This window comes from Paenibacillus lycopersici (assembly GCF_010119935.1).
GTDB classification, from domain to species: domain Bacteria; phylum Bacillota; class Bacilli; order Paenibacillales; family Paenibacillaceae; genus Paenibacillus_Z; species Paenibacillus_Z lycopersici.
Genome location: NZ_CP048209.1, coordinates 1,654,013 through 1,679,369, shown reverse-complemented (window position 1 = coordinate 1,679,369; position 25,357 = coordinate 1,654,013). Strand labels below are relative to the sequence as shown.

Genomic DNA, 25,357 nt, shown 5'->3' with positions numbered 1-25,357 from the left:
CTGGTCGGCTTTCACGGTCATTGGTTTGCTTTCGATCAGTCTTGCATGGCCTTCTACGGTCACTGGTCGGTCTTGCATGGCCTTCTACGGTCACTGATCGATCTTGGATCGGCTTTCGATCGGTCTTGCTCGGCCTTCGATCGGCCTCTGATCGACTTTGCACGGTCACTGATCGATTTTCGATCGGTTCTTACTCGGTCCTCGATCAGTCTTGGATCGGCCCTGCATGGTCCCTGATCGGTCTCGGATCGGCAATCGTTCAGTGTCGCAAGTTGGATGCACGGACGCATCTGCTCGAGGCGCGAACGCACCGCTACGGTCAAACGGCCGTATACCCGCCGTCGACGATCAGCGTCGTTCCCGTCACGAACGATGCATCGTCGCTGGCAAGGAACAAGACGGCTTTGGCTACCTCTTCCGGGCGGCCGAGCCTGCCCATCGGATGAAGGCCGACCAGATGCTGCTTGACGGTATCCGGCACTTGCCCGATCAGCGGGGTATCGATGTAGCCCGGGCAGATCGCATTGACGCGAATGCCCTTCGCGGCGTAATCCGCGCCGATCGACTGGGTCAGCAGCTTCACGCCGCCTTTCGCCGCCGCGTACGCCGTGACGCCGGCTTTGCCGACATGGCTGTGAATCGAACCGCAGTTGACGATCGTCCCCCCGTTCTCCTGCGTCAGCATCTGCTTGATCGCGTATTTGTCGCAGAGGAAGACGCCGGTCAAATTAATGTCGATCGTGCGCTGCCATGCATCCGACTCCAGTCTGTCGGCAGGCGCGTCTTTCGCGATTCCGGCGTTCGCGAACAGAATATCGAGCTGGCCATAGCGGCTGACCGTCTGCTCGACCATGCGCCGAACCTGTTCTTCGTTCGTGACGTCGGTCTTGACGAACAGCGCATCGAAGCCTTCCGCGTTCAGCGTCTCCGCTACCTCCTGTCCGCGATCGGAGAAATCGGCGATGACGACCTTCGCGCCTTCCTGCGCGAACAATCGGACCGTCGCTTCGCCGATCCCGCTCGCTCCGCCCGTGACGATCGCGACTTTGGCTTGCAATCTCATCAAGTTTCGCTTCCTTTCTTATCAGTACGGCCAGCCCGCTGATAACGCGCCGGACCGGCCGGCCTTTCAATGACGGACTTGGTTATATTTCGCCCAGTACGGTAAATTATGCGCCGTAACGCCGCTGGATCGGGCAGCGCAATAAGGCGTCACTTCGGGCGCCTGGACTTCGAACCCTATTAGTATACTCATTGCACCATTTGCGGGAATTCTCGGCTTCTCGCTAATGTAGTGTACCTCGTAAACTCTTTGCTCACATTTCCCGAATTCCCCGCCAATGTAGTGCACCCCGTACACCTCTTGGCTCGAATTCCCCGAACTCCCGCCAACGTAGTGCACCCAGTACCTACCCTTGCAAAGAACCTTACACACCTGCAGAAGAATGGCGAAAAGTCGAAAAGTTGCTATACGAGCAACTTTCCCTGCCTCTGACCGGCAAAAATGCCGGTAAAGTTGCTGTTCGAGCAGCTTTTCCCACCATGGACCGGCAAAAATGCCGGTAAAGTTGCTATACGAGCAACTTTCCCTGCCTTTGACCGGCAAAAATGCCGGTAAAGTTGCTGTTCGAGCAGCTTTTCTCGCCATGGACCGGCAAAAATGCCGGTAAAGTTGCTGTTCGGGCAACTTTTCTCGCGTGGTACCAGTTACTTTGCAAAGAGCCCGCTACAAATAACGGAAATTTTACAACTAATGAGAGTTCCCCCAATGTTTGGTTGCACGAAAGCGACGAAACGACAGCTCCCCCACTTGGAAATGCTGCATGTAAGGAGCTTTGCAAGTCTGCTGACCCCGTACACCTCTTTGGCCGAATTCTCCGAGATTCCCCGAACCTCCCGGATTCCCGCCTACGCCTATCCTCAAGCCGATCCATGCTCGATAATGACTTTCCCCGTCTGCCCCGATTCGAAGAACAGCCGATACGCCTCTTGAAGGCGATCCGGCGGGAAGCGATGGGTGATGAGCTGCGACAGGTAGCTTCGATGCGCGTGGAACAGCTTCATGTTCTGCTCCAGGTCGCCGTAATCGAAATAATCGCTGCCGATGACGGCCTTCTCGACGTTGATCAGCTCCTCGGCCGCGCGGAACGACAGGCCTTCCCCGTGGCCGACGCAGACGAGCACTCCCCCCGGATTCAACGCGGCGAGTCCGGCGCGGCGGGCGCTTTCTTTGCCGCTGGCGTCCATGACGACGTCGACGCCGCGCATGCCGCTTGCCGCGAGCCCTTCCTCCAGCGACGTCTCGCTCAGCAGGATCGGAATGCCGTTCAGCCGCTTGACCAGCTCCAGGCGATAGGGCACGAAATCCGTCACCGCGACCGGCACCTCTTCCCCCAGCAGCAGCTTGGCCATCGCCAGCAAGCCCAGCCCGATCGGCCCGGCGCCGGACACGAGCACCGTCCGGATGTCGGGATGCAGCATGCCCGCCCGCTTGACGGCACGGCTTCCCGTGCCCATGATATCGAGCAGCAGCGTCGCTTCCGCGGCCGGAATGGCATCGTCGATCGGGAACAGCATCCGTTCGGCGATAAGGATGTACGGATCGTAGCCGCCATGCTCGCTAAACCCGATGACGCTGCTCCGTTCCGTGCACTGGCTCGTCATGTTCATGCGGCAGTACCTGCACGTACCGCAATAATCCTTGGCGTAGATCACGCCGCGGGTTCCGACGGCCGATGCGGTATCCGGTCCGGCCGCGGCCACGACGCCGACCGCCTCGTGGCCCGGCGTAACGCCCGAGCCGCCATAGAACTGGCCGCGGTCCGAGCCGCACAGCGCGTTCGCCTCGATTCGCATCAACAGCTGTCCCGGTCCCGGCTCCGGCACCTCTCTCGTCAGCCATTCGATCCGGCCTTCCCCGGCAAAGCGCGGCACCTTCATACTTGCTTGCACAATCATCGCTCCCCTCTCCTTTCAAGCGGACGGTTCATCAGAAGAAGCCCATGGATGCATGCCGCCATGATTGATCGTAGTGCTTGATCATTTCGCCGCGCGATAGACGATTCCTACTTTCCGGTTGGACTTTCTCCGCTATTTTCTTCGCCGCTGTCCGGCTACGTTCGCAGTCTTCAACGCGTCTCATCGTCTCCCAAATAAATCCAACTACCATTCGACACCTTCTTTTGGTACCCTTCTTCAAAGGGAGAATGAACCGACAGACAGGTGGGGACCTATGCGAACATTCATCAGCTTCAAACAGAAATTGATCATCACGTACGTCGTATTCATCGTGCTGCCGCTATCCGTTCTCGGCTTCGGCGCGTACAGCCTGTACAGGCAGGCGATGGAGAACAAGCTCAGCGATTTCGCCAGACAAGTCGCCGTCAGCACGTCATCGAACATCGACAACTACATGCGGGAGCTCGAGACGTTTACGCTGCAGCCCTATTACAACCGGGACTTGCAGGATCTGCTCACGCTCCGGAAGCCGCTCGATCCGTCCGACCAGCTCGTGAAACGGGAAACGATCGAGAAGAACTTCAGCCTGTGGCAATCGCAGCGCGACAGCGTGCAGGCGATCAACTATTTCGATCTGCCGGCGCCTGGAACGGTGCTGCCGCAAATCTACAGCACCGGCAACCTGACGCCGGGCGTAACCTTGGAGACGATGCCTTGGTACAAGGATTTCAGCGCCTCGGAAGAGAACCTGACCTTCCTCAGCCTGCATAAGCCGTACTTCGACAGCGGGCAGGAAGCGAAGAACCAGCCGCCCGTCTTCTCGCTGGTACGCAAAATATACAAGTCGACGACAATGCTGGAATACGCCGGCTACTTCGAAGTCGATTTCAAGCTGGACGGCATTAAGCAGATCATGGATCTGGTCAACTTGGGCGAGAGCGGCTCGTTCTTCGTCATGGACGACAACGGCCAGATCGTCTATGCCAACTCCGCCGTCGGCAGCGAGCTGCTGGCCGCCCTGCCGAAGCTGCCGAACGGTCAACACGGCAAGGAGCGCGTGACCATCGACAACAAGGAGAACATCGTGGTATACAGCAAGGTCGGCTCGTACGGCTGGACCGTCGTTGGCGACGTGCCGGTCGTGCAGATCGTCTCCGGCAGCAGCAGCGTGCGCAATTCGATGATTCTGCTCGGTCTCGCCTGCATCGTCATCGCCATTCTGCTCTCCACCTGGAGCTCGTTCCAGATCACGAAGCCGATCTACAGCCTGATCGCGCTGATCAAGCGGGTGGAGATGGAAGACTTCCAAATCTCGTACGCCAATCCGCCGCGCAACGAGATCGGGCATCTGATCCGCAGCATTATCCGGATGAGCCGGAAGCTCGACGAGACGATCCGCAACCTGTATCAGGCGGAAATTTTCCGCAAAGAAAGCGAATTGCAGGCGCTCAAGTCGCAGATCAATCCGCATTTCCTGTTCAACACGCTCGAGACGATCAAGATGAAGGCCGAGCTCGACGAGGCCGATTCGACCGTCGAGATGATCACGTCGCTCGGCAAGCTCGTGAAAGCGTCGATTTACCGCGGCAATGACTTCATTGCTTTCCGGGAAGAGCAGGAATACTTGACCAACTACTTCCGCATTCAGGAGAGCCGCTACCATACGCGCTTCGACATGACCGTCGACGTCGAGGATGCGGTGTTGGACTGCTACCTGCCCCGCATCACGATTCAGCCGCTCATCGAGAATGCCTTCTATCACGGGCTCGAGCTGAAGCAGGGCAAAGGCAAGCTGGCCGTCGCCATTCGCAGCGAAGGCGATTCCGTCGTCGTGACGGTGACGGACGACGGCCTCGGTATCGCCCCCGAGCGGCTGCAGCAGCTGCACCGCCAGCTTCGGAACGGCATGGCCGGCGTGGCCAGATCGAGCGGCAGCGTCGGAATCGCCAACGTGCATGCCCGCATGCAGCTGTACTTCGGCGACAGCGCCGCCATGTCCATTGCAAGCGAGCCCGGCGTCGGCACGGAAATCCGGCTGACGCTCCCCATAATCCGCAGCGAAAGCGAGGTCAATGTCTATGTATCGCGTCATACTCGTGGATGATGAAGCCATCATCAGACAAGGAATCAAGAAAATCATTCAGCGTTTCGCGCCCGAATGGGAAGTCGTCGGGGAAGCGGAGGACGGCGTCTCCGGCCTGCAGCAGATTTTCCGGCTGCAGCCGGATCTGGTCATCCTCGATTTCCGCATGCCCGGTCTGAACGGACTGGAGTGCTGCGAACGGATCGCGGCGGAGTCGCCGCGCATTCACCGGATCATTCTGACGGCGTATCAGGAATTCCAGCTGGCCAAGGAAGCGATCGGACATGGGGTCATGGGCTACATCACCAAGCCGCTCGACCGGGGCGAGCTGCTCGAGACGCTGGCCAGAGCGCGGACGCTCGTGGACCGCGAACGCGAGGAACAAGAGCAGATGAGCCTGCTCCGGCACACGGTGCGCAAAGCCGCCCCGCTCGCGCAGCAATTGTACGTCCAGCACTATCTGCTGGGACAGGACATCAACGAGCTGGCGCAATTCATCGTCGAATCCGGCTACGGCCTGCCGTTCGATCCGGACAGCGATCACGTCGTCGTGCTCGTCGTCAGCCCGGACTGGATCGAGAAGGATTCCTTCTCCGCCTTCGACGTCGAGCTGTTCATGTACGCGCTGACCAAATTCGTGCAGGAGTGGTATGCCGGCAAGCCGGGCGTCTACATCCTGCAGGACCATGCCGGCCAGATCGTCGTCATTCACGGCTGCCCCGGCCCGGATACGCGGCTCGCGGCCAGGCAGGCTGCCGAGCTTGCGGACCTGCTGCGGGCGGACATCGCCGCCAGCTTCAAGCGGACCATCTCGATCGGCATGAGCCGCATCCGCCCGTTCGCGCATACGCCGGACGCTTATCAGGAGGCGTCGCTCGCCGTCACGTACCGTTTCGTGCACGGGGGCGATCAAGTGCTTTCGCCCGACAAGCTCGAAGCGGACAATCAGCTGCCCGTCCGGATGGTCGAACAGATGGAAGCGTCGCTGGAGCTGCTCATGCAGGGCAGCGAAGAAGCGGCTTATCACGCCCTCGAACGCGTCGTCTTCTCGGAGCCGGTCTCGCCCGCGCAGCTGAAGCGGTTCATCGTGCATTACATGCTGCGGCTCGCGGTGCAGATGAAGCAGATGGATCTGGACGTAAGCGAGACAAGCGGCAAGCCGCTGTCCGTCTGGCTGTCCGAGCTGGAAGCCACGACGACGCGCGATTCCCTCTTGGGCAGAATCAAGGCGATGATCCATCAGCTCTGCCAATCCGTCCTCCGGGAGCGCAGCCTGCTCGATCTGAAGTCGGCCGAGCGCGCCAAGCAATACGTGCGCGATTATCTGGCCGACGGCGTCAGCCTGCAGGCGGTCGCCGACTATATGGGCATGAACGCCAGCTACTTCAGCCGCTGGTTCAAATACGCGACCAACCGCAACTTCGTCGACTACTTGAAGGAGTGCCGGATCGAGAAAGCCAAGGAGCTGCTGCAGCAAGGAACGTACAGCCTGCCGGAGATCAGCGCCCTGATCGGATACGCCGACGTCAAATATTTCTACCGCGTGTTCAAGGAGTTGACCGGGCTGACGCCGTCCGAGTACAGGAAGCGATATCAATAATTCGATCCGGCAGGTAAAAAAATAGCTACCCGATGTAAAATCTCCCCCTCTATGATATCGCTTTCAGGATCGGTAAGATTAGGACGAGGTAAGAGATATACGCCATCGAATAAACGTCAACAAGGGGGATCATTCGAATGAAACACAAGCTTAAGTCGAAATCGCTGCCCATCTTGCTCGCCGCCATCGCGATCGTAGCTACGGGCTGCGGCAGCAGCGGCTCGAACGGCAACAACGCTTCGAACGGCAGCAACGCTTCGAGCAGCAATGCTTCTTCCGGCAACGATGCTTCGAGCAGCAACGCTTCCGGCAATGACGCAAGCGCGAGCGCGTGGAAGGGCACCATCAATATGTACGCCCAAGCCTATACGCCGAACGCCAAGAACATTACCGGCATCAAATCCGATCAGCATCAGCTCCGGACGCTCGCCGACGAGTACGAGAAGGCGCATCCGGGCATCAAGATCAACTTCGTCGACGAAGAGTTCAAGGATTACACGCAGACGGTGCGCGTCAAGGCCGCGGCCGGCGAGCTGTTCGACGTCTATTGGGCGCAATGGGCCGAATTGAACGGCACGTTCCCGAAAGGCATCGCCGAAGACTTGACCGAATACTTCAACAAGCCGAACCCGTACATTCCGGATAAAGCGACCTGGCAGGAAGCGATGAACGACACCGTCGTGAACGAAACCGCGTCGCCGGAGGGCAAGCATTACAACATTAACGGCGACTACGTGGCAACCGCCTTCTTCTATAATAAAGATCTCTTCCAGCAAGCCGGCATCGCCGAAGCGCCGAAGACATGGGCCGAGCTGATCGACGCGAGCAAGAAGCTGCAAGCGGCCGGCATCGTCGCCATGTCGCAAGCGCCGGATTACGGCTGGTTCCAGCGCCACTTCCTGACCGACTTCTTCTCGAAGGATTTCGATACGATCGCCGGTTATGACAAAGCGCCGGGCGTCTCGAGCCTCGATGAAGTCGTCGCGATCTCCAAAGGCCTGCTGAACACGAAAGATCCGCGCTTCATGGGCTGGTGGCCGGTATTCAAGCAGCTGACCGACACATGGAAGCCCGACTATCTGACCGGCGATCCGGGCGTTGTCGGCACGAACGCGCGCAACGACTTCCTGGCCGGCAAGACGGCGATCTTCTACGACGGCAGCTGGCTGCCGAACAATGCCGCGGATGCCGGCGTCAAGTTCGAGCTCGGTTCCTTCAACTTCCCGACGCTGTCCGCGTCCGATACGCCGCTGACGACCGGCGAAGACGCTTCCGGCGCCGTTGGCGGACCGAACGCGGCCTTCCAGTTCGCGGTTGCGACCAAAGAAGCCGACAAGAGCATGAAGGAGCCCGGCAAGAAGGAAGCGGTCATCGACTGGCTGCAATTCCTCGGCACGCCGCAGCATGTCGAGCAGGTCGTCAACGAGAACGGCACGTTCGTGCCGCACTGGCCGGACACGAAGCCGAACGACAGCATGAAAGACCTTGCCAGCCAATCCACCAAGGAGCTGAAGGCGATCATGGTCGGCAACTCCTCGGCGAACCTCGGCAAGGACCTGCAGCGCACGTTCGGACTGTACTTGAGCGGCAACATGAGCATCGAGAAAGCGACGGCCGCCGTGCAGAAGGCGCTTGACGCCGCCGTGAAGGAATACCAGACGAAGAACGATACCGATCTGAGCCAATATTAAGCCGCTAGTATTGAAGAGGGAACTCGCCGAGCGCGGCTCCCTCTTTCTTATTTTCACAAGGAAGGACGGTCGGCCTGAATGAAATGGAATGCACGCTCGAAGACGGCCTTAACGGGATACGCCTTCATCCTGCCCACCTTCGTATTTCTGATCTGGTTCATGTACTACCCGGTCTATCAAGCCTTAAGCGGCGCGTTCACCGATTGGGACGGCTTCAACGCCCCGCGCTTCATCGGCTTCGATAATTTCGTCCGCATGTTCTCCGACGAGGTGCTCGGCCAATCGACGATCCACGCCCTCATCTGGGTGGCGTTCTCCATCGCGCTGGCGGTCATTCCGCCGTTCCTGGTATCGGAATTGATCTTCCATGTGCAGAGCACGCGGAAGCAGTACGTGTACCGGACATTGTTCGTCATCCCGATCGTCATCCCAGGCATCGTCACGATCCTGCTCTGGCGTTTCCTCTATCAAGGCGATGGAGCGATCAACCAGGTGCTCGACATGATCGGCCTGGCGTCATGGAAGCATCTCTGGCTGAACGACCCGAAGATTGCGCTGTATTCGATTATGCTCATGGGCTTCCCGTGGATCAGCGCCTTCAACCTGCTCATCTTCTACTCGGGCCTGCAGAGCATCTCCAAAGAAGTCATCGAGGCCGCGAAGCTGGACGGCTGCGTCGGATGGAAGAGGGTCTTCCACCTGGATATTCCGCTTTCCCTGCCGCAATTCCGGTTGATCATCATCCTGACGTTGGTCGGCAGCCTGCAGAACATCATTCCGCCGCTCGTCATGACCAACGGCGGTCCGGGCTACTCCACGTACGTGCCGATTCTTCATATGTACAACGTGTCGACCGTGAACGGCGAGTTCGGCTACGGCATGTCCATCGCGCTCGTGATGTTCGTCGTCATCCTGGCGTTTACCATTCTGAACATGCGGCTCGTCAAGACCGATTCTTAAGCCAAAGGAGGGCGCAACCATGAAATCGATACGCATGCCGTCCCTAGGACAAACGATTCTCGTCGTGCTGATTATCATCACTCTGCTGCCGATCTACTTCCTGCTGGAAAACTCGGTCAAGACGCCGATCGACTTCGCGGCCAGCACGATCAATATTCCGAAGCACTTCGAATGGGGCAATTATTCGACCGCCTGGGGCAAGATCGATACGCCGATCTTGAACTCCATCATCATCGTCATCGTCAGCGTCGTGTTCATTCTGCTGTTCTCGGCGATGAGCGCGTACGCATTCGCCAAGCTCAAGTTCCCGTTCAAGAACTCGCTGTTCATGCTCGTCTTCTGCCTGCTGCTCATTCCGGGCTTCCTGACGCTGATCCCGCTCTATCTGCAAATCAAGAAGCTCGGATTGTCCGACAGCTACTGGGCGCTTATTCTGCCGTATATCGCAGGCGGCCAGGCCTTCACCGTGTTCGTGCTCAAGACATTCTTCGAGCAGCTGTCGAACGAATTGTTCGAAGCCGCCCGGATCGACGGCGCGGGCAACCGCATCATCTTCCTCTCGATCGTGCTTCCGCTGTCGGTTCCGATCTGCACGACGGTCGGCATCATGAACATCAACAGCTTGTGGAACGATTACTTGCTGCCGTCCTTGCTGCTCGATCGGGTGCATCAGACGCTGACCGTCGCCCTCGTCTCCTTCGAGGCGTCCGCGGGCAACCACGGGCTCAGCGATTACGGCGGCATGATGGCCGCTTACACGCTCGCCTCCCTGCCGCTCTTGATCCTGTTCTCCTTGCTGATGCGCAATTTCGTCGAAGGCATCTCGAGCGGTTCGATCAAGATGTAACGCGAACGGTTCGTTAGGCTGTATTCATAACGGCTTCGCAGTCCATGCCCCCGATCCGCCGCGATCGGGGGCATTTATTTTTGCCAAAACCTAGCCAGGCACAAGGAATTAATGCCTTTAATGTCTAATGTCATGGGAAAGTCTCATCCTGCTCAAGGAGGAATTATGACCGTTCACTTACACGATGCGAAGTCTGAGCTGTTCTCGATTGCATTCCAATACGCCCCGATCGGCATGGCCTTGCTGGATGCCGACTGCGCACTGCTGCACGTTAACGCGTCGCTCGGCCGAATGCTCGGCTACGAGGAATCGGAACTCCCGGGCATGACGCTGCAGGATCTCGCGCATCCGCTCGACGGTCCTGTGGCCCGCGACATGGTCGATCGGCTCCGGGACGGCGAATGCGAATCCTATCCCGCGGAAATGCGATATTTACATAAGAACGGGGTTACGGTATGGGGGCATCTCGTGCTCTCGCTGCTGCGGGACGAGTCCGCGCAGCCCTTCCGCTACATCGCGCAGATCAAAGACATTACCGAGCGGAAATTCGCCGAACAGAAGCTGAGCGCGAAGACCATGCAGCTGGAGTCGTTCATCAGGCATAACGCGGACGCCATCTGGATGATCGATGCGGAGGAGAACGTCGTGGACGTGAATCCCGCTTTCGAGCGGCTGTTCGGCTGGTCCGCGGACGAGATCAAAGGGAAACCGCTGCTTCTCATCCCCGACTTCCTCAAGGACGCGATGACTGCCGTTCATCGGCGCATCAAGGCCGGCGAAACGGTCGTCGGCCTCGAGACGGTCCGCCGGTGCAAGGACGGGCAGCTGCTGGACGTGGAAGCGACGCTTTCGCCGCTGCGGGACCACAACGGCATGATCGTCGGCATCACGGGGATCTGCCGCGACGTCAGCCCCCGCAAGCTCGCAGAGAAGGAGCTCATCGCCAAAGCCTCGCAATTGGAGTCCTTCATCGAGGACAATGCGGATCCCATCGCCATCTTCGATCACGATTCCCGGATCTATCGCGTGAACGAAGCCTTCGAACGGACATTCGGGTGGTCGAATGATGAAATCATCGGCCTGCATCTCACGCAAGTCCCGATCATTCCGAGCAAATCGTACCCTGAAGTCGATCATAACTACGTCACCATTATGAGCGGACAGTCGATTCACGGCTTCGAAACCGTCCGCCAGCGCAAGAACGGCGAATTGCTCAACGTGATTCTTACCGCTTCGCCGATCCTGGACGGCAAAGACGGCCAGTCCGGGTTCTCGGTCATCTTCCGGGACATTACGGGATGGAAAATGGCGCAGGAACATATGAAGAATGCCGAGAAGCTATCGGTCGCCGGGCAATTGGCCGCCGGCATCGCCCACGAAATCCGAAACCCCATTACCTCGATCAAGGGCTTCGTGCAATTAATGAAAGCCGGCATCGGCGAGAAACAGAAGTACTTCGATATCATGACCTCCGAAATCGAGCGGATCGAATTGATTCTGAGCGAGCTGCTCATTCTGGCCAAGCCGCAGACGATCAAATACGAGCGCAAGGACATTCGCGTCCTCTTGAGCCAGGTGATGACGCTGCTGGATTCGCAGGCGAACCTGAACAACGTGCAGTTTACGACGGAGATCAAGCCCGGCGTCACGCCTATCTATTGCGACGAGAATCAGATCAAGCAGGTGTTCATCAACTTTATCAAGAATGCGATCGAATCCATGCCGAAGGGCGGTATCGTCCGCATTCAAGTCATGAACGAACAGGATCAGTCGCTGCGGATTCGTCTCACCGACGAAGGCTGCGGCATTCCGGAGGACGTGCTCGCGAAGCTGGGGCAGCCCTTCTACACGACCAAGGAGACAGGAACCGGGCTGGGCTTCATGGTCAGTCAGAAGATCATCGAGAATCACGCCGGCAGCATCCGCGTCGAAAGCAAAGTCGGACAAGGAACCAGCATCGACATCTCGCTGCCGATATCGATATAGAAGGTCGGATCGGGCAACCCGCTATGGAGCAATCGGCGGGGTCTTTTCTATAGAATGGCATGATCGTCCCGAATGGCATAATCGTCCCGGCCTCCTGCGAATACGCCGTATTCGCCCGGCGCAGGCAGTTAGTTCAATGGCCGCTGGCGGCACTCCGGACGCCGGTTTAAGGAAAGTTTAAGAATTCCCCTAAGATCTTCTTAAACTCTTCCGGCTATGCTTAACAGCAACGCCAGCTTGGAAAGGACAAGATCACGATGTGCCGCACACGACCCTTCACCCGCTTCACGATAGGCATCCTGCTTGTTCTGTACATAGCCGCCACCATCGAAATCATCGTATTCAAATTCGGCCGTATCGACGCTGCCTATCTCATTCACCAGTTGAAATATGCCTTGCAGCATGCCGGTTACGTCAACGAGCGCATTCATGCGGGCAACCAGGAGCCGTTCAGGGAAATCAAGCGGTCGCTGCGCGGGCGAACGCTGTACGACTTGCTCTGCCTGTTCGGCAATATGGCGATCTTCATGCCGCTCGGTTCGTTCGCCGGCTTGCTGTCGGGGAGCGGCGGACGCCCGATGCTCCGCGCCCTGACCGTTTCGTTCGGCTTCAGCCTGATGCTGGAAACCTCGCAGGCCGTCTTGAACGTCGGCGTGTTCGACGTCGACGATCTGCTGCTGAATACCGCCGGCGGCTTGCTTGGCTGCTTCGTGTTCCGATTGTATGCCGCGTATTGGGACGCGAGACGCGACGCGCAAGCCAAGCCGGGCAAGACGGCGATCCAGGCCGACCGCGCGAACACCGCGATTCTAGGCGGGAAAGGATGATTGACGATGACCCTCACGGCTACTGTTGCCGCTACCGTTACTGCCGCTGTTACAGCGTCTGCTAACGAGCGGTTCACGGCTTACTATAAAGAACATAGCAAGCGCGTGTATGCGTACGTCTACAAAATATTGCGGGATCCTTTTCTCGCGCAAGACGCGGTACAGGAGACGTTCATGAAGATCTTCCGCAAATTCGGCATGCTGACGGCCGGGGACGTGCAGGACGGGCGGTTGTACATCATCGCGAGGAACACGGCGATCGATCTCTATCGGAAGCGGAAGTGCAGCCGCGAAACGGTCTTCGAGCGGATGGACTTGATTTCGGGCGCCGGCGACGGCGGGATCGGCAGCGAATTCGAATCGTCGGAGGCGTACGAGATGCTGCAGCACTTGGACCCCGAGCAGCGCCGGTCGATGCTGCTGCTGTACGGGTACGGAATGACCTACGAGCAGCTTGCCTCGCTCCAGCAGAAATCGATCGGCACCTTGAAGACGCAGATCCACCGCTGCAAGAAGAAGCTCCAGAAGCTGCAGAAGCTGGAAAAGCCGCAAACCATGCAGCTGACATGAGCAAACAAACTCAGCATCCGTACGCCGGCGGCGTTCCGTCGGCATGGATGCTGAGTTTTCGTTTGCGGCTATTCGTCTAGGTTTATTCGTTTGGGTCTATTCCAAATTGGCGTGGTTCGTGAACATGGCCGCGCCTTGAAGCGCCTCGCTCTCCATAAGCTGCAGCACCAGCGCATCGAGCAGCAGCAGCAACGCTTGCTCGAACAGGCTGCCCATCGGCTGAACGGACGAGGCCGCGCCCGTCGCGCTGTCTTTCGTCGCGGCGGGAATGATCACGCTGACGGCGGCAAGCTTGCCGATCGTCGACTCCGGCACGATGGTCACGGCCGCGACCGCCGCGCCGATGCTCTTGGCTTTGGCCGCCATGGCGGCCAGCGTCTTGGTCTCGCCCGAGCCGGAGCCGATCACGAGCAGATCGCCTTCGGCAATGCCGGGCGTCACGGTCTCGCCGACGACGTAAGCGCTGAAGCCCATATGCATCAGCCGCATCGCGAATGCCCGCATCATCAGTCCGGATCTGCCGGCCCCGGCGACGAAGATGCGCCGCGCGTTCGTCACTTGCCGTGCAAGCATCGCGATTTCGTCGGACCGAACGGCCTGAAGCGTTCGCTCCAGCTCCTGCATGATGGTCATGACCGGTGTTCGTGAAGACATCTGCCTTACCCTTGCTTGATCAGCCGCTGCATCTCCGCCGCTACCGCCTGCTTGTCGTCGGAGCCGGTAATGCCGCCGCCGACGATGACCAGGTCCGGCTGCGCGCCGATGACTTCGGGCAGCGTCTGCAGCTTGATGCCGCCGGCGATCGCCGTCTTCGCCCGTTTCACGACGCGCTTGATCGTCGCCAGGTCCTCGAACGAGTTCTTGCCTGCGGCTTGATGATCGTAGCCGGAGTGGACGCAAATATAGTCGACGCCGAGGTTGTCGATTTCTTGGGCGCGTCCCGCGATATCCTTCACGTTGATCATGTCGACCATGATCTTCTTGTTCTGCTTGCGCGCTTCGTCGACCGCGCCTTTGATGGTCGCATCGTCGGAGACGCCGAGCACCGTAATGATGTCCGCGCCGGCTTCGGACGCTTTCATCACTTCGTAGCCTCCGGCATCCATGATTTTCAGGTCGGCGAGCACCTTGAGCGACGGGAATTCGTCCTTGATCGCCTTAACGGCATGAAGCCCTTCGTTAATGACGACCGGCGTTCCGATCTCGACGATATCGATATACGGCGCGACCTCTTTCACCACTTGCTTCGCTCCGTGGATGTCTACCAAATCCAATGCCAATTGAAGTTCCATGCTATTATCCGCTCCTTCTCCATGTTTGCATGTCTTTCTCGTTCGATGCTAGTATAGCCCCATGCCTGCAAGAAAGGTAGTACGCACTTTTTTCTTAGCTAGTGCTTAAAAGTATACCGTGGGCTATAATGAGGGTCGGAGGAGGTTGCAATCATGGGACATCTGGACGAGAAAACGTTCAATTGCGAGAAGGAACTGACGCTGTCCGTCATCGGCGGCAAATGGAAAATGCTGATTCTCTGGCATCTCGGCAAAGAGGGCACCAAACGCTTCGGCGAGCTGAAGAGTCTGATTCCCGACATTACGCAGCGCATGCTCGTCAGCCAGCTGCGCGAGCTGGAGGACGATCTCATCGTCCACCGGAACGTTTATCCCGTCGTGCCGCCCAAAGTGGAGTATTCCTTGACCGAGCTCGGGACGAGCCTCATGCCGATTCTCGAGGCGATGTACAGCTGGGGCAAGAATTATATGGAGACGGTCGTCAAGGATAAAGTGGCGATCAAAGGGGATTTCTCGCTGTAAACTTGCTCTTTCGCTTCCTGCCGGAAGTGGAAGGGCTTTCTTTTTTGTGACGAAATGTCACAATATTGTGAAGAATAGCGAAATTAATTGGTAAAAAATGGCCATTCTCTGTGCTATATTAATCTCGAAACTATTAATGCCGCGAAGCGATGCAGCTTCAACAGGCAGGAGAGAGGCCCAACGTTATGTTCAAGAAAAGATGGCAGAAGACTTCGGTCGTATTCACGCTTGCCATGGCGCTCATGTCCGTCCCGGCGGTCCAGGCCGCCGGCATCTCCGTCGTCGTCGACGGCAAGATCGTTTCGGGCGACGCCGAACCGATGATCGCAGGCAGCAGCGTGCTCGTCCCGATCAAGCTGGTCGGCGATACGATGGGCGTTACGTTGAGCTGGGACGCCGCCGCCAAGACGGTTACGGCGTCGAAAGGCACGACGTCCGGCAAGCTGCCGATCGGCAGCTCGGCCGCAATCGTGAACAAGAACGGCAAGGAAACGAAGGTTACGCTCGACCAGCCAGGCATTATTGACCAGGGCCGAGTCATGGTACCGCTCCGTTTCCTGGCCGAATTGTTCGACGCGCAGGTGGAATGGGATGCCAAGAAGCAATTGGTCGCGATCAAGAACCCGGTCGAACCCGTCGTAGGGCCGAAAGGCGATAAGGGCGACAAAGGCGATACGGGTGCGAAAGGCGACAAGGGCGACAAAGGCGATACCGGACCGGCGGGATCTTCCGGGTCGGGCTCGACCGGGGCTAAGGGCGATACCGGCGCAGCCGGAGCTAAGGGTGACAAAGGCGACACTGGTGCCGCTGGAGCCAAAGGCGATAAGGGCGACACCGGTGCCGCTGGAGCCAAAGGCGATAAGGGCGACACTGGTGCTGCTGGCGCTAAGGGCGACAAGGGCGATGCCGGTGCTGCCGGAGCTGATGGCGCCAAAGGCGACAAGGGCGACACTGGCGCGGCCGGAGCCAAAGGTGACAAGGGCGATACCGGCGCGGCCGGCGCTGATGGCGCCAAGGGCGACACTGGCGATACCGGACCGGCTGGAGTCAAAGGCGACAAAGGCGACACTGGCGCGGCCGGCGCTGATGGCGCCAAGGGCGACACTGGCGATACCGGCGCTGTTGGACCGGCTGGACCCGCAGGACCCGCAGGACCCGCAGGAGCGACAGGACCAGCAGGACCCGCAGGACCCGCTGGACCCGCAGGACCGGCTGGACCCGCAGGACCGGCTGGGCCGGCAGGAGTGAATGGACTCCAAGGAATCCAGGGAATCCAAGGACCTCCGGGAGCCGGGGGAATGGCAATCGTTCCGTTCGCTTCCGGTAAACCGGTTTCGCTAACAACAATTGCAGGCGGCCTCCAAGGAACCGGTGCCGCCCTGGGTTTTGGAAATTCGGTAAGCGGCGTTAACGTTTCCTCAGGCCTAATTGATCTGACGGGTCCAGGTTCTGCCCCTGATGGGGATCTCAACTATGCGTTTTCCGTTCCGGCGAACGGTACCTTGACCTCATTATCCGCTTACTTCAGCACAACGGTTGCACAAACGCTAGTCGGTTCGACAGTCACGATAACAGCGCAGCTCTACAGTTCCACTGGGCCAAGCAATATGTTTACCCCTGTTCCAGGCGCGACCGTAACGTTGGCTCCGGCATTGACGGGAGTACTTGCAATCGGTACGTTTAGCTCTGGCCAGACTACGGGCCTGAGTATCCCGGTTTCGGCGAATACGCGTTATTTGCTCGTATTCAGCGCGACGGCAGCAGGGATTAGCTTAATTAACAACGTTACTGGTTATGCCAGCGGCGGGGCGGCGTTCGCGCTTCAATAAACCGACTAATCCCCTGGTCCAAGCGCCTCAAGGCACTTGGACCAGGGGACTTTTCATACGCTTGCATGCAACTGCGGCTTACGGCTTCCTCCCTCTACTGCTTCACCAGCTGCCACTGCTGATTGTTCCCGCCATGATCCGTGTACTGGATGATCGCGGCCCCGTCCGCGGTGGACTCCCCGTTCACGTCCATCAGTTTATTGCTGTTCTTGTTGAACAGCTTCACGTAGCCGCCTCCCGCATCCGTGACCGCCCATTGCTGATTCGCGCCGCCGTTATCGCTATACTGAATAATCTGCATCCCGTCGTTCTGCGAGGCGTTATTGACGTCGGCGAGCTGCCCGCTGCCGCGGTTCTTCAGCTTGTAATAACCGCTGCCCGCATCGACGAACTGCCACTGCTGGCTGTAGTTGCTGCCGCCCGTGTTCTGCACGAGCGCTGCCCCAAGCGTCGTCGAGCTGCCCGTCACGTCGAGAACCTTGCCGCTGTTGCGGTTGATGAGCTTGTAGTACGCCGACGTGTCGACCGGCTGCTGCGGCGTGTAGTTCGCGCCGGAGATGACGAACGTAGCCGTGGATTGCGCCGGAATCGTGCGTTGGAACGTTTTGTTCGTCAGCGTCAGCCCCGTGATCGGCGCCAAATTATCGCCCGTGGACGTCACCGTCTGATACCCCGTCACCGATCCCGTGATCGACGAGAAAGCCGACAGGTCATAGGTCACCGTATTGGAACTGCTGGAGTCGTTCAGCGTGACGATGACGAGATTCTTCGATACCGTGTCGTACGCCGCGATGGAGTTGCCGTCCCCGATGTCGATGATTTTGTAGCCGGGGCGGATGAATTTGCTCCACTGCGCCAGCGCGTAATATTTCTTGTTGGTCACGGCCGTGAAATTGGAATTCGGATCGTTCAGGTCGTTCACATCCATCAGTCCCCAGCCGCCGCCGTCGACCGCCTGCCAGTACACCCAGCCCGTGTTCTTCATGTAGCGGAGGTCGTACACGATGGAACGCGCCATCTGCATGCCGGAGGCGTCGCCGTCGCCGTGCTCGGACATCCAGATGTTTTTGCCGGCCGCCGCCGTGTTGAAGCCGACCCGGTCGCTGCCGCCGTAAGTATGCACGTTGTACTGCCAGATCGCGTTCTTGGTCGTCGCGGAGAAGCTGTTGATCGTATCGCGTCCGTCGTCGATACTCGTCTCGTCCGAAGCGCTTACTTGGGTCGGCGAGCCTTGCGTCGTGAGCAGATCGGCGACCTTCTGGATCATGATCTCCTGCTTGTTCCGGTCAAAATGCGCCCCCTCCTGCCGGTTGCCGTACGTCCACCAGCTCGCGTTCGGCTCGTTCAGCGGCTCCAGCGTCCGGAACGTCACGCCCCAGTAATCCTTGAAATGCTTGTTGACCGTCACGAGATAGTCCGCGAACGCGTCGTACATATCGTCCCTTAAATTGTTGGCTGCCCCGTAATTCCCCGTCACGCTGCCGCTCTGCGTCATCCACCACGGCGGGGAATTCGAGAATGCCTCCGCGATGAACTCGCTTGAAGGGATCCGCGACTTCGCCGCCTGCAGGAACCAGCGCTGATTGGCATCCGCCGTCCAATCGTAGGTGCCCTGCGTCGGCTGAAAGCCGGGAACGCGCGCCCGCAGCTCCATGTTGTTCGGATAAGCGGGATTCTCGCCGCCCCCGATATTGTAGCGCACGATGTTCATGTTCAGCCCGCTGCTGCCGAACAGTTTGTCCGCGTAGCCGTTCCGTACCGCGTCCGGCGCGCCGCCGATCCGATTGGCGAACCACGCGAGCGAGGTGCCCCAGCCTTCGAACGTTTGGTATTGCGCGCCGGGATTCACGACCGCCGTGTAGTTGCTGGCGTGCGCGGACGGCGCGAACAGCGAATTGCCCCCGACGAAGGCGATCAATGCGGCCGTAATCCCCGTTTTCTTCCCGATTCGAATCTTCATCAATGCTCACCGTTCCTCTCTTAGATTTGAATACGCTGCCAATAGCGCGCGGCATCCCTCCTATCCGGATGAATGAAGTACGAACGGATGTCGAGGCATTCGTTCGACAAGCGGTCGACAGCGGCAGCGCGGCTTTCGCTCGGGCGAATCTCTGCTCCGGAGTGAAACCCGTTACATAATTTCGCATGCAGCGCCTCTCGTCCGGCCCGCTTCCTCCGCTCCGTGATACCAATAAATGCGGGCGGCATGCCATTCATTCATGGATACCCAAAAAATTCCTCTCTAGCCCCCTAGCTTACGTCCATATGCACAGGACCCGGTCTCCCTCGCCGCCCCGCGCATTATTGCTCCGCCATAGGTATTCGCTGTGCCGGAGCAGCGGTCCGGGGCATACGTTTACAACAGCCCGGCATTCCATCACCGAAGGAGCGATTCGCCATGTTCATGCCCAATCAGATACCGCAGCAAGGCGGTATGCAGCAGCAAGGCAGCATGCAGCTGCAGCAAAAAGCGTTGTACCTCGTCGGCCGCAACGTCGGCATTTCCCTGCGCAACGGTCAAGGCGTATCCGGCAAGCTGTGCAGCGTGCAAGGCGGCGAGGTTTACGTGCTGCAGTACATGTATGCCTCCCAATTCGCCACGTTCCACTATCCGCTCAATCAGATCAACGATATTTATCCGTATCCCGATTGCTGAATCGGCGAGCTTGCGCTTCATGCCTGGCCTAATATCGCAGCTAATTCGCGATCGCTATGATCAGGAACCTCGGGCGTCTGCGCGCGGCGCGGCTTTGAGGTTCTTTAGCATTTCGCGGCAGGATTCAAGTCCCCTCTGCCGCACATTCGGCTCTCCCGGCAAGATGCGGGATGAGAGATCTTTATTGATGTACATGGCGACATAAAATATAATGATGGCGTACGTCCCAATATTTCCCTCCATTACGGACGAAACCATTATGGGAGGCATGCGGTATGCCAGTGCAGCTGTGCAATACGAACCAGCCCGTACGTATCTCTCGGGAAGCGCTGATCGATCTGGACGTTCTTCGTCTATGCCGAAGCCTCTTTCCGGAGAAATCAACGACGCATGAAGACAAAGACCGGGCAATCGAAGCCTTCCTGAACGCCTACCTTACCAGCGATGCCATTGAAATCGGGCGCAGGAGCGAGATCATCGGCTGTCTGCGCGACAACGCCGAGAGTCGAATGCTGATCGCTCAGTTAATCAAGGAAAATCAGCGCCTTTCATACAACTTGTCGGAACTTGACCGCTCCAAGCAGCCTCTGAAGATTTATACCTGCATGCGACACGCTCTAGAAGCCTATACCGCCTCGGTACTAGCTGCCGAAAGCTTGTTCGCCCCCCGCGCTCCCGCGATGGAGGAGATCGCCGCCGTTATCCGATTGCAGAGCGAATCTTCCTTCTATCTCGATGTTCAGACGTGTTTGCGGCAGCTCGGAACGATCATACAGCCGCTTGACAACATCAAGCTTGCGGTCAATATGTCCGATCTCGGACAAGCGGTACAAATCGGCGTGACGGACATCAACAAGGGCGCCGGCAGGCTGACCGGACTGTTCGGCAGCGCGACGGACAATGCCAACAGCTTATGCGATGCCGCTCCCGTCAAGAATAGAGGTCACCTGGCGCAGTTAGAGGGGTATATCATCGCGCAAGTGGAGAAGCAATGGGCCGCGCCTCTTAAATCCGCATTGCGGGAACTAAAAAAGATCGACCGCGATCGGTTGCGGGCGTGGAATGAATGGCTCAAGCCCATGGAGTTGTACCAGAAAGGACTGGCGCTGGCAGACAAGCTCGCCCAAGCCCGCGTGGACGTCTGCCGTCCCGAGCCGTGCGCCGACATCATGGCGGCGGAGGGACTGCTGTACCCGCATATGGTGTTGACAGAACGCACGCCCGTGCAGCAGGCATTCCGCGTTTCGCTCGGGGACACCGTCATGATTACAGGCGCGAACAGCTCGGGAAAATCCTCCATATTGAAAGCGCTTGCGCAAAACTGCATTCTCGCGCAGCTTGGCTTCTGGATACCCGCCAAGTCGATGCGGATAATTCCGTTCCAACAATACTGCACGGTTTTCGCCGCCGGGGAAGATCGTCACTTGAACGCATCCCGGTACCAGCAGGAAGCGGAGAACATGCACCAAGCCATCCACATGGCCGGGCCGGGCACCCTGCTGCTGTTCAATGAACCTTTTACCTCAACCAATCCCGTGGAAGCCTCGGAGCTGCTGAGCGACATTACCGCGCAATTGCACGAGGCCGGAACGACATTGATGATGGTGACGCATCTGTATAACGTGTACGATTTGCTCCGCCAGCGAGGCCTGAACGTGCGCAGCTATACGATGGGATCCAGGTTGGGCGCGGAGACGATCGAACACACGTACGCAGTGGAGGAGAAAGCGCCGGACGGTCTGAGCTATGCCCGGCTTCTGGCGATCGAATACGGCTTTCGTATTGCCAACCTGGTCGACGACCCCGACAAAGCGGCTGTATTAGAGGACTTCATGATGCGGGGAGGCGGCGATATTGCTTAGGCTGTTCCACAATGCGTTGAAGAGCGATTTGCCTTTTCCGATGTCCAAGGCTTTGTTAGACGATTTAGAGCTTACGGCGTACTTGGGGCGGTATTTCGACAACCCGGTTCCATTCATTACTTGCGATGCCGCGACCATACGGGAACGAAATGCGGTTTGCGAAGCCTTGATGAACAACGAATCGTTAACCGCAGCCTTGCAGCGCTTGCATAACGCCTCGATTCCGTTGCTTGAAACGGCCTCGTCCGTAGAGAGCGAGCCCATACATATTATGAATAATATGATCGGGGTACGCCTGTTCTGGGATGCGGCACAAGCGGTCATGCAATCGATAGCGGCATGCGGACCGCTGCCCCCCGCGCTCGCGAAATTGCCGGAACAGTTACGTGAGCTGCTCGGCGAAAGATACCCCGGCAACTTTATCGAAGCATGGGATACGTACGCCAGCGGCGTTGGCAAGACCGGCAGCATTGCCTACCGCGTCCATTTCTCGGACGAGCTCACGATCGACGCCATTGCTCTGCTCGATGTGAACAGGAAGCGATATGTCTCGAGCACGCTGCTGAATCGTCTCGTCAACACCTCGAATCCGATGCGCGTGGATGAGCTCCTGCCACTCGCCTACCAAATCGGGAAACGCTTCTCTCACATGGAAGCATCGACATTGGAACGATTCGGTCATTCCGTATGGCAAATGCTCATTACGCAAACGGCTGCGGCAAGAAGCCAGTTGAGCGTTATCGAGCGGAGCATTGCCGACGATATTCGGCTCTTCATGGAGGAGCTTCGGTTTGCGCTGGGCATGGTGCGTTATGCGCAGGCAATCGCGAAGCACTCGCCGAACACGTGTTATGCGGAGATCAGAGGAACGGAGGAGCATGCGCTGATCGTCAGCGGCATGGTTCACCCGCTGCTGGCCGAGCAGGCGGAGGTCACCGCGAACGATCTATCCGTTCATCACGGTCAGGAGTTAATACTGCTGGGCGGCGTCAACCGGGGCGGGAAGACGACCTATCTGCGGACGGCAGGCGCGATGCAGCTCCTATTCCAGCTCGGGCTGCCGATTCCCGCCGCCAGCGCGCGGATCAGCCCGGCCTCGGGGATGTTCAGCGTATTCTCCCGCGAAGAGAACACCGCATTATCGCAGGGCACGCTGGGACGGGAACTGAGCGAAATGCGCGATGTCATTGCCGCCCTGGACGAGAATGGCTTGTTCATGGGCAACGAGCCTCTATCCGGCACTTCGCCGATGGAGAGCTATTCGTTAAGCCGGGAATCCCTGTGCATGTTGAAAGCCAAGCACGCGCGCGGCATATGGGTCACGCATCTGTACGAGCTGTTCGAAGACGTAGACCGGCTTAACGGCATTCCCTTCGGAAGCCGGTTCGCATGCATGCATACGGAAGCTGCCGACGGCGAACGCCGTTTCAACATTCTGCCCGGCATCCCCTCCAAGTACAGCGGCGCCAGGGAGCTTTTTGCCTCCTACTCCTAGTCTTCATGCGAACGATAGAACCAGCTCTTGAACGCGTCTTGCGTCGATTCAAGAGCTTTCGTCTTATCATAAGAGATATATTCGCCATCGAAATAACAGCGATCCCCGTCCGTAATCAACAATACGGATATAACCGAGCCCCATCCAACCATTACGATCAAGGATAAATCTTTTCGCCTTTTTCCAGCATGTCTACGAACTGTTGGATGCGTTTCGCTCGGGTCTCTTGCCGCTTGGCGTTATGAATTCTGAAGAGCATGGCATATTTATTTTGCCGATCCATCGTCTCGTAGAATGCCTTCGCCTTGACGTTGCGCTCCAGTTCTAAGGCGAAATCCTCAGGCATCGATGCGTTGCTTTGCGATTCATAGGCCTTGTCCCATTGTCCGTTACTTTTGGCGGCTTCAATCGCTGCGAATCCGGACGGCTTCATTCTTCCATTGGAGATGAGCAGCTCTGCCTTGTCTTTATTCACCTTCGACCAGATGCTCCTGGCCCTGCGCGGCGTAAATCGTTGCACCCATGTTTTGTCGTCGAATTTCTCTTTCTGGCTGTCGACCCAGCCGTAGCATAACGCGACTTCAAGCGCTTCGTCATAGGATACGGAAACCACGCCGGTATTTTTCTTCGCGATGTGCAGCCGGATTCCCGGCGAAGTGTCATGATGCTGCTCCAGCCAATTCTCGAATACTTGTCGTTCGGCAAAAAGCATCAGCGGCAGTTCGTTGGATTTGTCGTTCACTGAAGATACGCCTCCTGCATATAGTTGTTCCCCGCTAGAATGCCCGTAAACCGAATCCTATGGATCAAGACCGCCCTCTCGCAAAAGATAGGCGGTCTACGATACGTATCACTTCTTCGGCTTCGCGGCATCCATCAGCGCCTGGCCTTCCTTCCGGATCGCCGCGATGCACGCATCGAGGCTCTTCTCTCCTTTGACGGCGGCCATCATTTCTCGATCCTCCAGCTCATTGAACAGCGTCATGAATCTGGCGTCATAGCCGTTGTTGCTATAGACCTGACCGATGCTCGGGAGAATCGCGTAGAGCTGCGGCAGCACCGGGTTGGGATCGTAGTTCATATAGCTTTTGCGGGTCGGTAGCGTGGATTGATCCTGCAAGCCCGATCTCACTTTCGCCATATAATCGCTCAGCATGAACGCCGTCACTTCCCATGCCGTATCCGCATGCTCCGCGCCTGCCGGAATCGCCATGTAGCTGTAAATGCCCATATCCTCGGACCGGTTGTCGGCGCTCACGGGCGGCGTAACGGAACCGACCTCGAACGGCAGCCCGATCATGTCGTTATAGCCCCCGATCGTCATCGCCGACTTCCCTTTCTTGAATAGATCCGCCTGGCTGACGTCGTCCGGGCCGTACCAGATCTCTCCGTCTTTGCTCTCGCCTTGAATGTTCTGCATCTGGAATGTGCCGTTCTTGTAGAGATCGACGACCGTCTTGATCAGGCCGCGCCATGCCGGCGTATCCACGGTCACTTTGCCCGTCTGGAAGTTATACGGCCATGGCGAGCCGCCCTCCCGGGAAGACAGCGAGAACAGCAATTGATTCGGCAAGCTGCTGAACGGCTGGTGATAGCCGACGATGCCGTCCTTGTTGCTGCCGGCTCGCGCAAATTGGCTGGCGAGCTGCACGACATCCGTCATCGTCATGCCGTTCCGCGGCAGAGGAACGTAGTACTTACGGAACAGATCCGCGTTGTAATAGAGCACGGAAGCTTGCAGCACCGGCGAAACCGCATAGAGGCTGCCGCCTCCGTCGCGCTTCATTTTCTCGAACATGCCGGGGTAGAACTCGTCTTCCCTCATCTTGCTGCCTTGCATGCGCGCCGTCAAATCCGTCAGCAGCCCGTCGTCGGCCAGCCGCTTGTAACGGATATCGTACCCGACGAGAAGATCGGGCTTCGCGTCCTTCAGCTTCTGTTCGTACTGCTCATCCGTCACCGGGTTGGCGTAGTCCGGGTCCATCTCCACGATCTCTACGTTCAGATCGGGAAAGGCCGCCGCGATATAGTCGCCAAATTGGGCGTAATACGCATCTTTATTTTTGATTCCGATAACGAGCTTCTCCGGTTCTACCTGAGCCGGATCGGCGTTATTCATGCATCCCCCGAGCAGCAGCGAAATGAGCATGATCGCCATTACAGCAACTACCATCGTCCG

At 58.1% G+C, this 25,357-nt stretch carries 20 protein-coding genes; 13 read left to right on the top strand and 7 right to left on the bottom strand.

Translation table 11 applies throughout. The features are described from left to right. Positions 1 to 319 precede the first annotated feature (319 nt). Together GXP70_RS07190 and GXP70_RS07185 are read right to left on the bottom strand one after the other, a co-directional pair. Positions 320 to 1,063 (bottom strand): SDR family NAD(P)-dependent oxidoreductase, encoded by a 744-nt coding sequence (locus GXP70_RS07190; protein WP_162360343.1) that lies wholly within the window; start codon positions 1,061 to 1,063, stop codon positions 320 to 322. Between the two features lie 857 nt (positions 1,064 to 1,920). Next, positions 1,921 to 2,958, bottom strand: a complete 1,038-nt coding sequence (locus tag GXP70_RS07185) for an alcohol dehydrogenase catalytic domain-containing protein (protein ID WP_162355822.1) — start codon at positions 2,956 to 2,958, stop codon at positions 1,921 to 1,923. Positions 2,959 to 3,232: 274 nt separating this feature from the next. Here GXP70_RS07185 and GXP70_RS07180 point away from each other — a divergent pair, with 274 nt between their 5' ends. From GXP70_RS07180 to GXP70_RS07145, 8 genes are all read left to right on the top strand, one after another. Continuing rightward, positions 3,233 to 5,062 carry a sensor histidine kinase gene (locus tag GXP70_RS07180; RefSeq protein WP_162355821.1) on the top strand — a complete coding sequence of 610 codons (1,830 nt, stop codon included), beginning with the start codon at positions 3,233 to 3,235 and terminating at the stop codon, positions 5,060 to 5,062. Further along, on the top strand, positions 5,037 to 6,641 hold the full coding sequence (locus GXP70_RS07175; protein WP_162355820.1) for a response regulator: 1,605 nt from the start codon (positions 5,037 to 5,039) through the stop codon (positions 6,639 to 6,641). Before GXP70_RS07180 ends, GXP70_RS07175 begins: the two co-directional genes overlap by 26 nt. A 137-nt stretch (positions 6,642 to 6,778) precedes the next feature. Continuing rightward, complete coding sequence (locus tag GXP70_RS07170) at positions 6,779 to 8,332, top strand: ABC transporter substrate-binding protein (RefSeq protein WP_162355819.1); 1,554 nt, start codon at positions 6,779 to 6,781, stop codon at positions 8,330 to 8,332. A 78-nt stretch (positions 8,333 to 8,410) separates the two neighbouring features. After that, the gene (locus GXP70_RS07165; RefSeq protein ID WP_225442701.1) at positions 8,411 to 9,292 is read left to right on the top strand and encodes a carbohydrate ABC transporter permease; all 882 of its coding nucleotides are present in this window, start codon (positions 8,411 to 8,413) and stop codon (positions 9,290 to 9,292) included. 19 nt (positions 9,293 to 9,311) lie between these two features. Beyond that, positions 9,312 to 10,139 carry a carbohydrate ABC transporter permease gene (locus GXP70_RS07160; protein ID WP_162355818.1) on the top strand — a complete coding sequence of 276 codons (828 nt, stop codon included), beginning with the start codon at positions 9,312 to 9,314 and terminating at the stop codon, positions 10,137 to 10,139. 165 nt (positions 10,140 to 10,304) lie between these two features. After that, positions 10,305 to 12,125 (top strand): PAS domain S-box protein, encoded by a 1,821-nt coding sequence (locus GXP70_RS07155; protein ID WP_162355817.1) that lies wholly within the window; start codon positions 10,305 to 10,307, stop codon positions 12,123 to 12,125. Positions 12,126 to 12,382: 257 nt separating this feature from the next. Next, positions 12,383 to 12,952 carry a VanZ family protein gene (locus GXP70_RS07150; protein WP_162355816.1) on the top strand — a complete coding sequence of 190 codons (570 nt, stop codon included), beginning with the start codon at positions 12,383 to 12,385 and terminating at the stop codon, positions 12,950 to 12,952. A gap of 6 nt (positions 12,953 to 12,958) precedes the next feature. Next, the gene (locus GXP70_RS07145; protein ID WP_162355815.1) at positions 12,959 to 13,522 is read left to right on the top strand and encodes an RNA polymerase sigma factor; all 564 of its coding nucleotides are present in this window, start codon (positions 12,959 to 12,961) and stop codon (positions 13,520 to 13,522) included. 96 nt (positions 13,523 to 13,618) lie between these two features. On the opposite strand, the gene hxlB is transcribed toward GXP70_RS07145, so the two are convergent. Beyond that, positions 13,619 to 14,176, bottom strand: coding sequence for a 6-phospho-3-hexuloisomerase (gene hxlB, locus GXP70_RS07140; protein WP_162355814.1), 558 nt, complete (start codon positions 14,174 to 14,176; stop codon positions 13,619 to 13,621). Between the two features lie 5 nt (positions 14,177 to 14,181). Beyond that, the gene (gene hxlA / locus GXP70_RS07135) at positions 14,182 to 14,814 is read right to left on the bottom strand and encodes a 3-hexulose-6-phosphate synthase (protein ID WP_162355813.1); all 633 of its coding nucleotides are present in this window, start codon (positions 14,812 to 14,814) and stop codon (positions 14,182 to 14,184) included. Positions 14,815 to 14,967: 153 nt separating this feature from the next. Between hxlA and GXP70_RS07130 the strand changes: the two genes are divergently transcribed. Next, the gene (locus tag GXP70_RS07130; RefSeq protein ID WP_162355812.1) at positions 14,968 to 15,336 is read left to right on the top strand and encodes a transcriptional activator HxlR; all 369 of its coding nucleotides are present in this window, start codon (positions 14,968 to 14,970) and stop codon (positions 15,334 to 15,336) included. Between the two features lie 185 nt (positions 15,337 to 15,521). Continuing rightward, the gene (locus GXP70_RS30035) at positions 15,522 to 17,165 is read left to right on the top strand and encodes an exosporium glycoprotein BclB-related protein (protein WP_162355811.1); all 1,644 of its coding nucleotides are present in this window, start codon (positions 15,522 to 15,524) and stop codon (positions 17,163 to 17,165) included. Positions 17,166 to 17,259: 94 nt separating this feature from the next. Here the strand turns inward: GXP70_RS30035 and GXP70_RS07120 are convergent, their stop codons facing one another. After that, positions 17,260 to 19,125: an RICIN domain-containing protein gene (locus tag GXP70_RS07120; protein ID WP_162355810.1), complete on the bottom strand. Its 1,866-nt coding sequence runs from the start codon at positions 19,123 to 19,125 to the stop codon at positions 17,260 to 17,262. A gap of 438 nt (positions 19,126 to 19,563) precedes the next feature. On the opposite strand from GXP70_RS07120, the gene GXP70_RS07115 reads away from it, so the two are divergent. From GXP70_RS07115 to GXP70_RS07105, 3 genes are all read left to right on the top strand, one after another. After that, positions 19,564 to 19,821, top strand: a complete 258-nt coding sequence (locus GXP70_RS07115) for a hypothetical protein (protein WP_404822319.1) — start codon at positions 19,564 to 19,566, stop codon at positions 19,819 to 19,821. 275 nt (positions 19,822 to 20,096) lie between these two features. After that, on the top strand, positions 20,097 to 21,683 hold the full coding sequence (locus GXP70_RS07110; protein ID WP_162355809.1) for a MutS-related protein: 1,587 nt from the start codon (positions 20,097 to 20,099) through the stop codon (positions 21,681 to 21,683). Further along, positions 21,676 to 23,178, top strand: a complete 1,503-nt coding sequence (locus GXP70_RS07105; RefSeq protein ID WP_162355808.1) for a MutS-related protein — start codon at positions 21,676 to 21,678, stop codon at positions 23,176 to 23,178. Before GXP70_RS07110 ends, GXP70_RS07105 begins: the two co-directional genes overlap by 8 nt. Before the next feature lie 157 nt (positions 23,179 to 23,335). Here GXP70_RS07105 and GXP70_RS07100 read toward each other — a convergent pair whose 3' ends face one another. After that, complete coding sequence (locus GXP70_RS07100; protein WP_162355807.1) at positions 23,336 to 23,920, bottom strand: YdeI/OmpD-associated family protein; 585 nt, start codon at positions 23,918 to 23,920, stop codon at positions 23,336 to 23,338. A 108-nt stretch (positions 23,921 to 24,028) separates the two neighbouring features. After that, a complete protein-coding gene (locus GXP70_RS07095) occupies positions 24,029 to 25,351 on the bottom strand; it encodes an ABC transporter substrate-binding protein (RefSeq protein ID WP_162355806.1) in 1,323 nt (440 codons plus the stop codon). Positions 25,352 to 25,357 lie beyond the last annotated feature (6 nt).